Below are 15,429 nucleotides of genomic sequence, written 5' to 3'. Positions count from 1 at the left end.
TGCGTGTTTCGCTCTGCCTCGGCCCTCGGGATGGCCTGTGCCCTGGGGGCGACCCTGGGCTTTACCCTCAATGATACGGCGGTCAAGTTCCTCTCCGGGAGCTATGCGCTGCATCAGGTGGTGTTGACCCGCGCCCTGATCGCCCTTGCGGTGACCTCACTGGTGCTGATGCCCTTTCTGGGGGGCTGGGCGCAGATGCGCACCCGGCGGCTGGGGTCGCATGTGATGCGCGGCGGGTTGCTGGTGATGGCCAACATGACCTTTTTCCTGTCGCTTTCGGTCATGCCGCTGGCGGATGCGACAGCGATCTTCTTCATCTCGCCGCTGCTGGTGGCAGTGTTTTCGGTGGTGTTCCTGGGCGAGTATGTGGGCCCGCGCCGCTGGGGGGCGATCGGTGTGGGGTTGCTGGGGGTGGTGATCATGATCCGCCCCGGCACCGACGCCTTTGCGCCGGTGGCCCTGTTGCCGGTGCTGGCGGCGGCGGGTTATGCGGGGATGCACACCATGACCCGGCGCATGGGAGTGACCGAAAGCGCCGTGACTATGGCCTTCTACATCCAGCTGACTTTTGTCGCCGCCTCGGCCGCTATCGGGCTTGGTCTGGGCCATGGGCGGTTTGATCCGGGCGACGGGGGGGCGCTGTCCTTTCTGACGCGCGCCTGGGCCTGGCCTGATCCGGGGGATTGGGGCGTGTTCCTGCTGGCGGGCCTGGGCAGTTCCATCGGGGGCCTTCTGATCGCGCAGGCCTACAGGTTGTGCGAGGCCGCGCTGGTGGCGCCGCTGGAATACGCCGCCATGCCACTGGCGATCCTGATGGGGGTGATGGTGTTCGGTGACTGGCCGGATGCGCTGGCCTGGGTGGGGATGGCGCTGATCATCGGCGCGGGGCTTTACATGGTCTGGCGCGAATCTCGCGCGGGCTGAGTCGTTGCTCTGTGCGCGCATCGGGGCGGTGGTGCACCATGGGAATTGTCAGGGCGGCGCATTCGCGCCATGCTCACTTTCGACGCAGCGGTGAAAATCGGTGCAACATGATCGCAGTTGCTTATGGTAGTATCGCACATACCGATTTTACTTATGGCAGGTGTTGTCTGACTATCCAGAAGGAATGGAAAAGCGCATGATCCACTGCCGTTCGAAGCCCCGCGACCAGGTGCCTGCGCGGCCTGAAGCCCGGGCTTTTGCGGGATATGCGCATGGGGACGTTCATGAAACCGACATGAAGGAATGCCACTGCCTGCACCATCGCCCCGGCGATGGCGCTGGCCCGGCGGGAGGACAGGCCAAAGGGTGCCTGCCTGTCCATCCCAACGATAAGGCGCCTGCACAATACGGACCACCAACAGAGGTATGATACCATGAAAACCGGATTGAAACTTGGCGTGGCCATCGGCGCGCTGGCATTGGCGGCAACGGCGGGGCAGGTGGATGCGCGCACAGCGTTGACCGTTTACACCGCACTGGAAAACGATCAGCTTGGCCCCTTCAAGGCCGCAATCGAAGAAGCGGTCCCCGATGTCGAGGTTGTCTGGGTGCGCGATTCCACCGGCGTCATCACCGCCCGCTTCCTGGCCGAGGCTGACAACCCCCAGGCGGATATCGTGCTGGGGCTGGCGGTGTCGTCACTGATGATGTTCGACGAAGCCGGGTTGCTGGCCAGCTATGCCCCCGCCGGCGCTGACGAGCTCAAGCCCCAGTTCGCCGACCGCCGCGATGAGCCCACCTGGCTGGGCATGGACGCATATGTGGGCGTGATCTGCTACAACACCGCCATGGGCGAGGCCATGGGTCTGGAAACCCCCACCAGCTGGGCCGATCTGCTGGCGCCCGAGTTCGAGGGCCAGATCGTCATGCCGCACCCGGCATCTTCGGGGACCGGCTATCTGACTGTCGCCGCCTGGCTGCAGCTGATGGGCGAAGATGACGGCTGGGACTTCATGGACGGGCTGCACCAGAACATCGCCGGGTATCTGCATTCGGGCTCGGCGCCCTGTGTGCAGGCCGCGCGCGGTGAGCGTCTGGTCGGCATCGCGCTGGACATGCGCGGCGTGCAGGAGCAGGCCATGGGCGCCCCGCTGGAGGTTGTGATCCCCTCCGAAGGCGTGGGCTGGGAGATGGAGGCCGCGGCCATCGTCGAAGGCACTGACCATATGGACCTTGCCCAGCAGGTCATGGACTGGGCCGCAAGCCGCGAGGCCAATGATCTCTACCAGGAGACCTATGCCATCGTTGCCCACCCCGATGCCGACAACTACCCCGACGGCTATCCGGCCGGGGTCGAGGAAGCGCTGATCGACAATGATTTCGGCTGGATGGCCGCAAACCGTGATCGCGTCCTGGAGGAATGGGCCAGCCGGTACGAGGCAAAGGCCGCGCCCCGGGATTGATCTGACAGGGCCTGAACGGGCCTGACCGGCCGGCCGCCGATGGCGATTTCATCGGCGGCCGGTGCATTGACACCCATCCATAGCTGCAAGGGATCGCCGGATGACTGCTGACAAGACCACGCCACCGTCGGATCAAGCCTATCTGCGGATCGAGGATCTGACCAAGCGGTTTGGCCAGTTCACGGCATTGGACCGGATCTCGCTGGATATAAACCAGGGCGAATTCGTCTGCTTTCTGGGGCCTTCGGGCTGCGGCAAGACCACGCTTCTGCGCGCCATTGCGGGGCTGGATATCCAGGACGAAGGCCGGATTTCCATGGATGGGCGTGATGTGTCCTTCAGCCCGCCTGCGGCGCGGGACTTCGGGATCGTCTTTCAGTCCTATGCGCTGTTTCCCAACCTGACCGTTGCCGACAATGTAAGCTACGGGCTGGTCAACCAGCGTTGGTCGCGCCAGAACATCCGGGACCGGGTGGCGGAGTTGCTGGAGCTTGTGGGCCTGCCCGAGCAGGGCGACAAATATCCGGTGCAGCTTTCGGGCGGGCAGCAGCAGCGGGTGGCGCTGGCGCGTGCGCTGGCGACCTCGCCGGGGTTGTTGCTGCTGGATGAGCCGCTTTCGGCGCTGGATGCGCGGGTGCGGCTGCGGCTGCGCGAACAGATCCGTGAATTGCAGCGCCGTCTGGGTGTGACCACGGTCATGGTGACACATGACCAGGAAGAGGCGCTGACTATGGCTGACCGGATTGTGGTGATGAACCACGGGGTCATCGAACAGGTCGGCACGCCTGCGGATGTCTATGCCAACCCCGCCACCGCTTTCGTGGCCGATTTCGTCGGCACCATGAGCTTTTTCGAAGGCAAGCTGGCCGCGCCGGGACAGTTGACGCTGGCGGGGATCAACCTGGCCTGCGCCGATGATCGCGGCCTGACGCCCGGTTCGCGGGTGACGGTGGGCCTGCGCCCCGAGGAGGTGCGGGTGCGCAATCTGGACCCCGACCAGCCCAACACCATGCAGGTCCGGGTCGATGATCTGGAATATCTTGGCGCCTTCTGCCGTGCGCGTCTGGTCACCGAAACCGGCGGGGCGGTGATCCTGGCCGATTTCTCGGCCAATCTGATGCGCGACATGGCGGTGTCGCTGAACCAGACCCTGACCGTATCCCTGCCGCCTGAATCGCTGCATGTCTTTGCCACGCCCATTGAGGATCTGGCCAGCGAGGAGGCCGCGTAATGAGCCTCACGGTTTCGCGGCAGCCGACGGGGGCCATTTCGCGCCGCCGCGCGCTGCTGATCCCCTCCGAGAATTTCGTCGCCGGGGCGCTGGTGGTGCTGCTCAGCGCCTTTCTTCTGATCTCCATCGCGCTGCCGCTCTATGCGCTCTTGTCCAAGAGCTTCCTGAACCGTCAGGGCGAATTTGTGGGGCTGGAAAACTACGCCGCCTATTTCGCCAATCCGATCCTGGTGGACTCGCTCTTCAACAGCCTGTTCATCGCGGCGCTGTCCACGGCCATCGTGATCCCGCTGGCCTTTACCTATGCCTATGCGCTGACGCGCACCTGCATGCCCGCCAAGCCGCTCTTCTATGCGCTGGCGCTGCTGCCGCTCTTTGCGCCCTCGCTCATGTCGGCGCTGTCGCTGGTCTATATCTTCGGCAATCAGGGGTTCCTGCGCGGGCTGCTCTTTGGCAACACCATCTACGGGCCGATCGGGATCACCATCGCGCAGGTCACCTATACCTTTCCCCATGCGGTGCTGATCCTGGTCACGGCGCTGGGCCTGTCCGACGGGCGGCTCTATGAGGTCGCCAACGCGCTGGGCACGCCCAAGACGCGCATCTTTCGCACCGTCACCCTGCCGGGGGCGCAATACGGGCTGATCAGCGCCTCCTTCGTGGTGTTCACGCTTGTCATAACCGATTTCGGCATCCCAAAGGTGATCGGCGGGCAATACAACGTGCTGGCCACGGATGTGTATCGCGCCGTGGTGGGGCAGCAGAATTTCGAACGCGGCGCGGTGGTGGGGATGATCCTGCTGGTGCCTGCGGTGCTGGCCTTTGCGGTGGACCGGCTGGTCAACCGCAGGCAGGTGGCGCTGCTGTCAGCCCGCGCGGTGCCCTATCAGCCCGCGCCCAACACCGCGCGCGACATGGGGTTCGTGGCCTATTGCCTGGTGGTGGCATTTCTGGTGGCGGCGGCGCTGGGGGTGGCGGTCTGGGCTTCGTTCATCACCTATTGGCCGTGGAACCTGTCCTTTACCACGGCGAATTACAACTTCCCGCGGTTTGAACCGGCCGGGTGGAACCCCTATTTCACCTCGGTCAAGATGGCGGCGCTGGCCTCGATCATCGGGACGGTGGTGATCTTCACCGGCGCCTATGTGATCGAGAAAACCAAGGCCTTCCCCATGGCGCGGGGCTTCGCGCATTTCCTGGCCATGCTGCCGGTGGCGGTGCCGGGGCTGGTGCTGGGGCTGGGCTATGTGTTCTTCTTCAACGCACCGTGGAACCCGCTCAACATCTTCTATGCCACGCTGACGATCCTGGTGGTCAACACCATCACCCATTTCTTCACCGTCTCGCACATCACCGCGCTGACCGCGCTGAAGCAGATCGACCGTGAGTTCGAATCGGTCTCGGCCTCGCTCAAGGTGCCGTTCTGGAACACCTTCCGGCGGGTGACGGTGCCGATCTGCCTGCCCGCGATCCTGGATATTGCGGTCTATCTGTTCATCAACGCCATGACCACTGTATCGGCGGTGATCTTCCTTTATGGCGCGCATACCAAGCTGGCCTCGATCTCGATCGTGCATATGGATGAGGCAGGCTTCATCGCCGCTGCGGCAGCCATGGCCACCCTGATCGTGGCGACCTCCATCGGGGTGAAGGCGTTGCATATCGTGCTGGACCGCTATGTGCTGGCCCGTTTCCAGTTCTGGCGGCGAAAGTGACCCGGGGTATGGAGGCGGAAATGACCCGTGTTGCCGTTGCCCAGGCCGAAGGGGATGTGAACCACTCGGACCTGCGCGCCGCCTGGCAGGCCCGCGCCATCGACCCCGCCACCCGTGCCGCGCTGGATGAGGACGCGCGCTATTTCCTGCACCAGTCGGTCTCGACCCCTTGCTTGAACGCCATTGCACGCGCCGAGGGCATCTGGATCGAGGATACCGCCGGGCGGCGCTACATGGATTTTCATGGCAACAACGTCCACCATATCGGCTATGGGCATCCCCGGCTAAAGGCGGCGATTGCCGCGCAGATGGACGCGCTGCCCTTTGCCCCGCGCCGCTATGCCTGCGAACCGGCCACGGCGCTGGCGCGCAAGCTGGCGCAGATCACGCCGGGGGATCTGTCCAAGGTGCTGTTCACCACCGGCGGGTCCGACGCCGTAGAGGTGGCGATCAAGCTGGCGCGCACCGCCACGGGCCGGTTCAAGGTGCTGTCCTTCTGGGATGCCTTCCACGGCGCCGGGCTGGGGGCGGGGACGCTCTCGGGCGAGGCGATGTTCCGCTCTGGCCCGGCGGCGGCGCATATGCCGGGTTCCGGCCATGTGGCGCCCTTTGCCTGCTATCGCTGCCCCTATGGCCATGATACCGACGCCCGGGGCCGCCCGCGTCTTGATCACTGCAAGCTCGCCTGCGCGCGCATGGTCGATTACGTGCTGGAGCGCGAGGGCGACGTGGCCGCGATCATCGCCGAACCCGTCCGCGCCATTCCCTACGTCCCGCCCCCCGGCTTCTGGCAGGCGGTGCGCGAGGCGTGCGACCGCCGCGGCGTGCTGCTGATCTTTGACGAAATCCCCACCGGGCTGGGCAAGACCGGCAGCATGTTCGCCTGCGCGCAGGACGAAGTGGTGCCCGATATCCTGGTGCTGGGCAAGGCGCTGGGGGGCGGTATCCTGCCCATTGCCGCCGTGGTCGCGCGCGCAGAGCTGGATGTGGGCGGGGACTGGGCCTTTGGCCATTACACCCATGAAAAGAACCCGGTGACCACCCGCGCCGCCCTGACCACGCTGGAGATCATCGAGGAGGAGGGGCTGGTGGACAACGCCCGCCGCGTGGGCGCCGCCGCCATGGCACGGCTGGAAGACATGCGCGCCCGCCGCGCCGCCATTGGCGATCTGCGGGGCAGGGGGTTGATGATCGGGATCGAGCTGGTCACGGACCGCGACACCAAGGCCCCCGATGCCGGGCTGGCCGAACGGGTACTTTACCGCGCGCTGGACCGGGGCCTCTCGTTCAAGACCACCATGGGCAATGTGCTGACCCTGACCCCGCCGCTCACCGTCACCCATGACCAGATGATGCAGGCGCTGGACATTCTGGACGCGGCCATCGCCGCAGCCTGATTACAGCGCGCTGGTGAAAAAGAAGATTGGGCAGCGCCTGTCAGGAAAACTGTTCCTGTTCTTACATCGAAACCCGGAGTGAAGGGACGCGCCCGACCCTGGGTGGGCGCTTTGGGACCTTGGGGTTAATGCGATTTATGCTGGCCAAACCCCTCCATGCGCTGAGCTTTTTGCAGCGTTGCAATGCGCCCTCCCGCGGGAGGGTCGGGCGCGTCCCGGGCTGGTCGCCCGGAACAGGGCATGTAGCAAGCGTGCCGAGGAACAGTTCCCCGGTCCCTTGCCTGAACATTGGGAGGCCGACGACCTTTTCAGCCGCCTGATCACAGCGCGCTGCGCTGCGGGTGCATGCTGTCCAGCTTCAGCCGGGTTTCGAAGGCGCGCGAGATATGGTCCTTCAGCGCCTTGTAGGCGGCGTCGCCATCGCCGGCGGCAATCGCCTCGACGATGGCGGCATGTTCGGCGACAGTCTCGTCCGGGCGCCCTTCGGCGGCGATGGAGGTCGTGGCCAGAAGCGCCATGGACCGATGCACCAGATCCAGTTGCTGCACCAGATAGCGGTTGTGCGAGGCCAGATGGATCTGCTTGTGAAACCGGCGGTTGGCGCGGCTCATGGCCTCGGGGTCGTTCAGCAGCTTGCGGTCATCCTCGACCATGGAGCGCAGGACGCGCACCTCTTCGGCGGTGGCGTGGCGCGCGGCCAGCCGGGCGGCCAGCCCTTCCAGTTCCGCGCGCACCACGTAAAGCTCGGCCAGCTGGTTATGGTCCAGCGAGGCGACAATCAGTGACCGGCCATCCCGCGCCAGCATGGATTGCGTCTCCAGCCGCTGCAATGCCTCGCGGACCGGCGTGCGCGAAACACCGAAGCGCTCGGCCAGTTCCGATTCCACCAGCCGGTCGCCGGGCCTGTAGATGCCAACGTCGATGGCATCCAGGATCAGCGAATAGGCATCGGTCTGGGGTTTGGTGTCGGACATGGGGTGTCAGCTCCGTTCGGCAGATGGCGTCAGAAGATACTGGATTGGGACCGGACACAAGTTCGAAGCTGTCGCGGCCGCTTGATGTCTGGAGCGCAGGGGGCTATCTGCCTGACATGCCCGCTGAACGCTTTTCACATGTCTGCCACTGGGTGTTCGATCTGGACAACACCCTCTATCCACCTGAAATCCGCCTGTTCGATCAGATACAGGTGCGGATGACCGACTTTGTGATGGATACGCTGGGCGTGGACCATGACACCGCCTGCCGCCTGCGCCAGCAATACTGGATGGAGCATGGCACCACGCTGGCGGGTTTGATGCGGGTGCACGGAATGGATCCGGGTCGGTATCTGGAGGTCGTGCATGATATCGACTTCACCCCCCTGACCCCGGACCCGGTGCTGCGCGACCACATCGCGGCACTGCCGGGGCGGCGGGTGGTCTATACCAACGGCTCGGCGCCCTATGCCGAACGGGTGCTGGAGGGGCGCGGCCTGGCGGGGGTGTTCGATGCGGTATACGGCGTGGAACACGCGGGCTATCTGCCCAAACCCGAACGCGCCGCCTTCGAGGCCGTGTTTGCCACTGACGGGCTGGACCCTTCGGCCTCGGCCATGTTCGAGGATGACCCCCGCAATCTGGCCGCCCCCCATGCCATGGGCATGCGCACTGTCCATGTGGCGCCAGAGCCGCTTTCGGCGGCGCATATCGAACATCACACCGATGATCTGGGCGGCTTCCTGTCGCTGCTGCACCGCCGAGCGGGGTGATCCCTCCGCCTTTTCGGCATGACCGGCGAGTTTTCGGCACCCGATCTTGAGGGCGATCACATGCCCCCTGGCCGGGCCAGCACCGCGGGGGGCAGCTCAGCGGCAGGACTTACCCGCCCCTGCGCCGGACCGCCAGGGGGGTGCTGCGCGGTCAGCCCAGTTGCCAGCTGTTGTCGGTGATCGGAACCGCGCCGCCTTCGGTGACCAGCACCGTGTCGCTCAGACCTATGCCCCATTGCCCCGGAAGGCGCAGGCAGAGCGGCAGGTGAAACACCATGCCGGGTTCAAAGCGGCGCGTCTGGCCGCGCGCGATATAGCCTGTGCCTTCGACCCAGCTTGGCGGGAACTGCGCCCCGACCGCATAGCCGAACACGCCCGAGAAGAACAGGGCATCGGCATGGGGTGACAGGACGGCATCGGCCGCACGCGCTGCATCGTCAAAGCTGCGCCCCGGGCGCATCTCGGCGCCAAGCGCCTCGAAGATCGCGCGGCACAGATCGGCAATGCGGCGCATCTGGTCGGTGGGCTTTCCCGCCACCACCGTGCGCATCATCGGGGCCGTGTAGCGCTGGAAGGCCGCGCCGAATTCAAGGAACACCGGCGCATCCGGTGCGATGACATGGCGCTTGTGGTTCACATGGATCGTGCCGATACGCCGCGCGGATGTGACGATGGGTTGCAGGCTCATGAACTCGCTGCCTTCGGCCAGCAGGGCGCGGGCGCCTTCGGCGGCAATGGCATTATCGGTGGTGCCTGCCTGCACCACGGCTTCGGCGGCGCGCAGGGCGGCGGATGTGATCCGCGCGCTTTCACGCAGGCAGGCCAGTTCGGCCTCGGTCTTGACCAGACGCAACCCGTCCACCAGCGCGCCGCCGTCATCACGAAAGCGCGCTGCCCCCAGACGCGATTGCAGCGCGCGGATCACCCCGTGGCGCAGACTGGCGGCATAAAGGTCCAGCCCGATGGCCTGATAGGGCGCCAGCAATTCCGCCAGCGGGTCGATCACGGCGTCGATATCCTCCCACAGATAACCGATGATCTCATCAACCAGCGCGGTCACCACGGCGGGGCCGGTTTCGATCGACGGGACCTGAAGCACCAGCCGCTCAGTGCTGACGATCAGCGCGGTGTGCACCGACACCTCGAACGTATGATACCCGGTGAGGTAGAAGATATCGGCGGGATCGGTCAGCAGCAGCGCGTCAATCCCGGCGTCGCGCATGGCGGCCCGTGTCCGTGCCAGCCGCGCCGTGAACTCCTCCGGGGCGAAAGGCAATTCCGACTGTGCAAGCTGTGCGCTCAGAGCGTGGCGATAGGCTGTGTGATCCATTCAGGGCTCCGGTTTGCTCAGGTTTCGATCATGGTTCCTGCGGTGCCCGCGCGCGCCAGCGCCAGCGTGGCAATGGCCGTATCCTGCACGCCGGTTCCGGTCAGATCGGCCAGGGTGATGTCGCTTGCGTCCAGCCGCCCCGGTGCCGCGCCGGCAAGGACCGCGCCAAGGTCTGCATATTCCCGGTCCGCCGCGATGACACCTGCCGCTATCGCCGCGCGCAATTCGCCCATTTCGCGGGTTTGCGACAGCCGGTCGGGCACGTAGCGCGCTATCGCCAGTGCTGCGGGATCGATCTCGTTCTTGCCGTGCTGGTCGCTGCCCATTGCCGTGACATGCTGGCCCGGGCGCAGCCAGGCGGCCTGCAGCACCGGCGCCGTTGCGGGGGTGGTCGTCACGATGATTTCGGCCTGGGCGACGGCAGCTTCCGGGTCGGCCTCGGCGCGCAGGTCGATCCCCAGCACCTGCGCCATCTCGGCGGCCATGGCGTGGGCCTTGTCCATATCGCGCGCCCAGACCAGCGCGGTCCGAAGCGGGCGCACCAGGGTCAGTGCCTGCAACTGCAACCGCGCCTGCAGACCGGCCCCGATGATGCAGGCAGAGGTGGCGTCCGGGCGCGCCAGGGCCCGCGCGGCCACCGCCCCGGCGGCGGCGGTGCGCAGATCGGTCAGGTAACCATTGTCCAGAAGCAGCGCCTGCACCTGCCCGGTGCGCGACGACAGCACCATCATCAACCCCGAGGTCGAGGGCAGCCCGATCTTCGGATTGTCGAAAAAGCCCGGACTGACCTTGATTGCAAACCCGTCCAGCCCCGGGACATAGGCGGTCTTGACGTCCACCTCGCCGTTATGTTCGGCGATGGCCATGGACAGGACCTTCGGCATCACGACCCGGCCCGAGGCAAGCTGGCGAAAGGCGTGGTCGATGGCCTCTATCAGTTCAGGGCTCAGGGCCATGACGCGGCGCAGATCGGTTTCGGTCAGGATGCGTATCCGGGGCATTCACGGCTCCATGAGGTCAGGCAGATCACCGGCCATGATACGGGCATGCAGGGCCATGTCGATATTGCCGCCACTGAGCGGGATGATGATCGGACCCTTCGCGGGCAACTTGCCCGCAAGGATCGCCCCCACCCCCACAGCGGCCGCCCCTTCGACGATCTGGCGTTCGTGCAGATACAGGTGCCTGAGCCCGGCGGCGATTTCCGCTTCGGTCAGGAGCACCAGATCGTCGATCAGATCGCGCACCATGGCAAAGGTCAGGCCATTGTCCAGCCCGATCCCGCCGCCCAGCGAATCCGCCAGTGTGGGACGTTCGGGTATCTCGACCGGATGGCCCGCGCGCAGCGATGCGGCCATCGCCGCGCCGCGCTCCATGCTGACCCCGACGACCCGGATGCGCGGGTTCAGCGCCTTCATGGCAGCGGCCACACCCGCCAGCAATCCGCCACCGGACAGCGGGATAGCGACCACGGCGGCATCAGGGACCGCATCGGCCATTTCCAGGCCCAGCGTGCCCTGGCCTGCCACCACATGCGGATGATCGAAGGGGGGGATCAGGGCGAACCCCTCATCGCGCACAAGGCGCTGCGCCTCGATAAACGCTTCATCCTGCGACATGCCGATGATGCGCGCTTCCGCCCCCAGCGCGCGAATGGCGGCGCGCTTGTTTTCGGGCACCAGCTCTGACAGGCAGATGACGGCGCGCAACCCGCGCGCGCGGGCGGCATGGGCGACCGCCCGGCCATGATTGCCGGTCGAGGCGGTGGTGACGCCGACGGTATCCGCAGGCAACTGCAGGATGGCGTTGCTGGCCCCGCGCAGCTTGAAGGCGCCGGTGATCTGCTGGTGTTCCAGCTTCAGCCAGACCGGAACGCCCGCGCGGTCTGACAGCGCGGGCGAGGGATCGCAGAAGGTGCGCCGCACATGCGGGGCGATACGCGCGGCGGCGGCGCGAAACGCGGCCAGTCCGGGGCGGGTTGCTTCGGTCATGGGTCCTGACGCGGCACCGAATGGCGACATCGGATCAGCCACGGCATGCGCCTCCACCTTGCCCCGGTTTCAGAACACCAGCACCGGGCACTTGGCCAGCGCCGTGACCTTGTGCGACACCGAACCCAGCAGATACCCTTCGACCGATCCCAACCCGCGTGAGGACAGGACGATCAGATCGACCTCCTTTTCCGCGGCCCAGTTGACAATGGTGCGCGCGGGTTGCCCGGACTTGATGAAGGCGCGGACCGATCCGGCACCTAGCTCCTGCGCGATCTTCTTGCCGTGGTCGGCAACCTCGCGCGCGTGGGCGCGCATGATATCGTCCATGTTGCCAGGGTCGCCCGGCCGCACCATGGAGAACGAGGCCTCAAGCATCGAGTGATGCCGGTAGACCGTCAGGATCAGAACCTCGCCTTCGGTCAGTGCCGCCAGCTCCACCGCCTTTCGCAATGCGACTTCGGCATTGGTGGAGCCGTCGAACGGGACAAGGATTCTCCGGAACATCGCGCCCTCCGTTCAGTTGAAGGCCAGATCGCGCAGGAACAGGGCAATCTGCGGGAAGAAGATCAGCAGCACCGACACCGCGAACAGGATCACGATGAACGGCGGCGTGCCGCGGATGACTTCGATATAGGGTCGCTTGAACACCGCGATGGCGGTGAAGATATCGCAGCCGAAGGGTGGCGTGGCCGATCCGATGGCCACCTGCAGCACGATGATCGCGCCCACATGCACCGGGTCCAGCCCCACGGCATTCACCACCGGCGCAAAGATCGGCACCAGAACCAGGATCACCACGATCGGATCGACGAACATGCAGCCGACGAAAAAGGCAATGGAGATCACCACCAGCACGCCGATCTGCCCCATCTCGTCAATCCCGATGGCGCCCAGCACCGCCTGCGGCACCTGCGCGAAGGAGATGATCCAGGAAAATGCAGCCCCCGCGCCGACCAGGATGAACACCACTGCGGTGATCAGCCCGGTGGAGCGTGCGGTGGCCACAAGGCCCTTGAAATCCATGGTGCGGAAAACGACCATTTCCAGGATCAGGGCATAGAGCACGCAGGCCGCCGCCGCCTCGGTCGGGGAAAAGATGCCGCCATAGATACCGCCGATGATGATGGCGGGAAAGCCCAGCGGCCAGAGCGCCTTTTGCACCGCGATGGCGCGTTCGCGCATGGGCAGCGGGTCTTCGGTGGGCACATTGTTGCGCACGGCATAGATCCAGCAATAGATCGAAAACAGGAACAGGATCAGCAGGCCGGGGCCAATGCCGGCGATGAACAGCTCGGCGATCGAGGTGTTGGAGATCACGCCATAGATGATCATGCCTATGGACGGCGGGATCAGGAAGGCGATGTCCGAGGCGTTGACGATCAGCGCCAGGGTGAAACTGTCCTTGTAGCCCGCCTTGAGCATCCGCGGCCGCAGGGGGGAGCCGATGGCAACCACCGTCGCCTGGGTGGAGCCCGATACGGCGCCGAACATGGTGCAGGCGGTGGCGGTGGAAATCGCCAGCCCGCCCTTGCGGTGGCGCACGAAGGCCATGACCAGATCAATCAGCCGACCCGCCGAATGGCCCCGCGTCATGATGTCGGCGGCAAAGATGAACATGGGCACCGCGATCAGCGAGGCGGGGCGGATCCCGGCCATCATCTGCGACACCATGGTTTCCATCTGGCCAAAGCCGCCGAACATCATCCAGAAGCCCAGGCCCGCCGCGGCGATCAGCGGGATCATCATCGGAAAGCCCAGCAGCAGCAGGACCACCATCACCGAAAAAATCGTCAATGCCATGGCGCGGGTTCCCTCAGATTTCCTGCTCGGACTCGTCGGCGTAGCCTTCAAGCACGTTGGTGGACAGGTAGATGTCCTTCTCAAGCATGTTCTTGATCGCTGTCAGAAGATACTGAAGCCCGGTCATGAAGAAGCCGACAGGCACCCAGACCAATGTCCACCAAACCGGAATCTGCAGCGATGGCAGCACCCTGCCGCGGCCCAATGTGGTCTGCAGATAGCCCCAGGAATACCATGTCAGCGCAAACATGAACCCGGCAGTCACCAGCGCGATGATGATCATGACCAGCTTGCGCAGCTTTACCGGCATCATGTCGAAGAAGGCGGTCATGCGGATATGGCGGCCATGGCGCGCGGCATAGCTGATGCCTGCAAAGGTGATCAGGATGATCAGGATGCGGTTGACTTCTTCGGTGGCCTGAATCGACGTGCCGAAACCGAAGCGGCCCACCACATTGGCCACCGTGTTCACAGCCATCAGCAGCACACCGGCGGCCAGCAAAAACGCCTCGGCGCGCGCGATGCCATTATCGACCCAGCCCAGCGGTCCGGGCAGGTCGGATCGATATGATGACGGGCTGTCGTCGCCGCCGGATTTGGGGATGTCCTTGGGGTCGACGGGCGTGACCGTCAAGCCTTCTTCGGCTGTGCCCTTTTCGGTGGCGTTGTCGCCTTTCCTGTGCTCACTCACGGCTGCGATCCGATCTGACTGGAAAGTTATGAATGGAATAGCGCCGGGGGCAGGGCGCCCGCCCCCGGTGATGGCTGCGGATCAGTCCGTGACCGCTTCCAGATCAGCCTTCATCTGCTCCAGGATGGCCTCGCCGCTGTCGCCGGTCATGCGGATGAACTCGGCCTCCACAGATGCGGCGGCCTCCATGAAGGGCTGGCGCTCTTCTTCGGTCAGATGCACGACCTGCATCTCGGGCTTCGACTCCAGGATCGTTTCCAGCGCGCTTTCGGTCAGCCCGTCCTGATATTCAAGGATGTGGTCAAAAGCGACCTGCACCGCATCGCGGACCAGTTGCTGGTCGTCATCGGACAGACCGTCAAAGAAATCCTTGTTCGCCATGAACGCGGTGGTGAAGTTGTTGTGGCCGGTGAAGGTGATGTAGTCCGTCACCTCATACATGCGGGTGGATTCCACAAAGAACATGGGGTTTTCCTGCCCCTGAATCATGTTCGTCTGCAGCCCGCCATAGACCTCGCCCCAGGGCAGCGGTGTGGGCACGGCCCCGAAGGCGCGATAGCTTTCCACCAGCAGCGGGTTCGTCATCACGCGGATGTTCTGCTCATTCAGATCCGCCGGGCTGCGCACCTCCTGCTTGGTGGTCATCACCACCTCGCCCTCGGGGTACATGGTCAGCAGTTCCAGCCCGTGCTGGGCGTAAAGCTCGGGGAACATCTCGTTGATTGCGACCGAGGTGCGGAAGAACTCGTTCAGCGCCTCGCCTTCCTGCGGCAACAGATAGGGCACGAAAAAGACCTGCGCTTCGGGGATCAGCGCCCCGGTGAAGCCCGGCGACTGGTTCACGAATTGCAGGATACCCGCCTGGGTCTGCTCCATGATGTCATCGGATTCCCCCAGCGTGCCAAACGGAAAAAGCTGCACGCTGTGATCCGAATTTGCCTCGATATATTCTTGGAATTGCTGGGCGAAAACGCCCTGAACCTCGTCGATGGCCTCTTCGAATGCGTAGCGCCAGGTTTCTCCGGCCTGCGCGGCACCGGCGGTCAAGGCTACCAGTGCCGCAGTCGTTACGAGTGAATTTTTCAGGGTCATGCGTCTCTCCTTATTCATTCTGCAGCCCAAAAAATGCCGCGATTG

Annotated in this window: 14 protein-coding genes; 6 read left to right on the top strand and 8 right to left on the bottom strand. The window is 64.8% G+C overall.

Annotated features, from left to right (window positions below; all coding sequences use genetic code 11):
* Nucleotides 1–3 precede the first annotated feature (3 nt).
* The 5 genes from HUK65_RS08685 to pbfA all read left to right on the top strand — a co-directional run bounded on the left by HUK65_RS08685 (nt 4) and on the right by pbfA (nt 6,730).
* On the top strand, nt 4–924 hold the full coding sequence (locus tag HUK65_RS08685; RefSeq protein WP_327787075.1) for a DMT family transporter: 921 nt from the start codon (nt 4–6) through the stop codon (nt 922–924).
* A 434-nt stretch (nt 925–1,358) separates the two neighbouring features.
* On the top strand, nt 1,359–2,387 hold the full coding sequence (locus HUK65_RS08680; protein WP_179905770.1) for a putative 2-aminoethylphosphonate ABC transporter substrate-binding protein: 1,029 nt from the start codon (nt 1,359–1,361) through the stop codon (nt 2,385–2,387).
* Between the two features lie 100 nt (nt 2,388–2,487).
* Nucleotides 2,488–3,618, top strand: coding sequence for a putative 2-aminoethylphosphonate ABC transporter ATP-binding protein (locus HUK65_RS08675; protein ID WP_179905769.1), 1,131 nt, complete (start codon nt 2,488–2,490; stop codon nt 3,616–3,618).
* Nucleotides 3,618–5,333, top strand: coding sequence for a putative 2-aminoethylphosphonate ABC transporter permease subunit (locus HUK65_RS08670; RefSeq protein ID WP_179905768.1), 1,716 nt, complete (start codon nt 3,618–3,620; stop codon nt 5,331–5,333). Before HUK65_RS08675 ends, HUK65_RS08670 begins: the two co-directional genes overlap by 1 nt.
* A gap of 20 nt (nt 5,334–5,353) precedes the next feature.
* Nucleotides 5,354–6,730, top strand: coding sequence for a (R)-1-hydroxy-2-aminoethylphosphonate ammonia-lyase (gene pbfA / locus HUK65_RS08665; protein WP_179905767.1), 1,377 nt, complete (start codon nt 5,354–5,356; stop codon nt 6,728–6,730).
* 320 nt (nt 6,731–7,050) lie between these two features.
* On the opposite strand, the gene HUK65_RS08660 is transcribed toward pbfA, so the two are convergent.
* Nucleotides 7,051–7,704 carry a GntR family transcriptional regulator gene (locus tag HUK65_RS08660; RefSeq protein ID WP_179905766.1) on the bottom strand — a complete coding sequence of 218 codons (654 nt, stop codon included), beginning with the start codon at nt 7,702–7,704 and terminating at the stop codon, nt 7,051–7,053.
* Nucleotides 7,705–7,820: 116 nt separating this feature from the next.
* Here HUK65_RS08660 and HUK65_RS08655 point away from each other — a divergent pair, with 116 nt between their 5' ends.
* On the top strand, nt 7,821–8,477 hold the full coding sequence (locus HUK65_RS08655; RefSeq protein WP_179905765.1) for a pyrimidine 5'-nucleotidase: 657 nt from the start codon (nt 7,821–7,823) through the stop codon (nt 8,475–8,477).
* Nucleotides 8,478–8,628: 151 nt separating this feature from the next.
* On the opposite strand, the gene HUK65_RS08650 is transcribed toward HUK65_RS08655, so the two are convergent.
* From HUK65_RS08650 to HUK65_RS08620, 7 genes are all read right to left on the bottom strand, one after another.
* Nucleotides 8,629–9,807: a M24 family metallopeptidase gene (locus HUK65_RS08650; RefSeq protein ID WP_179905764.1), complete on the bottom strand. Its 1,179-nt coding sequence runs from the start codon at nt 9,805–9,807 to the stop codon at nt 8,629–8,631.
* A gap of 17 nt (nt 9,808–9,824) precedes the next feature.
* Nucleotides 9,825–10,808: an ectoine utilization protein EutC gene (gene eutC / locus HUK65_RS08645; RefSeq protein ID WP_179905763.1), complete on the bottom strand. Its 984-nt coding sequence runs from the start codon at nt 10,806–10,808 to the stop codon at nt 9,825–9,827.
* Nucleotides 10,809–11,798: a hydroxyectoine utilization dehydratase EutB gene (eutB, locus tag HUK65_RS08640; protein WP_179905762.1), complete on the bottom strand. Its 990-nt coding sequence runs from the start codon at nt 11,796–11,798 to the stop codon at nt 10,809–10,811.
* A 69-nt stretch (nt 11,799–11,867) separates the two neighbouring features.
* Entirely contained in the window at nt 11,868–12,305 is a 438-nt protein-coding gene (locus HUK65_RS08635) for a universal stress protein (RefSeq protein ID WP_179905761.1), read from the bottom strand.
* Between the two features lie 12 nt (nt 12,306–12,317).
* Nucleotides 12,318–13,601 carry a TRAP transporter large permease gene (locus HUK65_RS08630; protein WP_179905760.1) on the bottom strand — a complete coding sequence of 428 codons (1,284 nt, stop codon included), beginning with the start codon at nt 13,599–13,601 and terminating at the stop codon, nt 12,318–12,320.
* A gap of 13 nt (nt 13,602–13,614) precedes the next feature.
* On the bottom strand, nt 13,615–14,205 hold the full coding sequence (locus HUK65_RS08625) for a TRAP transporter small permease (protein ID WP_179905801.1): 591 nt from the start codon (nt 14,203–14,205) through the stop codon (nt 13,615–13,617).
* Between the two features lie 168 nt (nt 14,206–14,373).
* On the bottom strand, nt 14,374–15,384 hold the full coding sequence (locus tag HUK65_RS08620) for a TRAP transporter substrate-binding protein (protein ID WP_179905759.1): 1,011 nt from the start codon (nt 15,382–15,384) through the stop codon (nt 14,374–14,376).
* Between the last annotated feature and the right edge of the window lie 45 nt (nt 15,385–15,429).

Source organism: Rhabdonatronobacter sediminivivens (assembly GCF_013415485.1).
Classification (GTDB): Bacteria; Pseudomonadota; Alphaproteobacteria; order Rhodobacterales; family Rhodobacteraceae; genus Rhabdonatronobacter; species Rhabdonatronobacter sediminivivens.
This window is presented reverse-complemented; position numbering and strand designations above follow the sequence as displayed.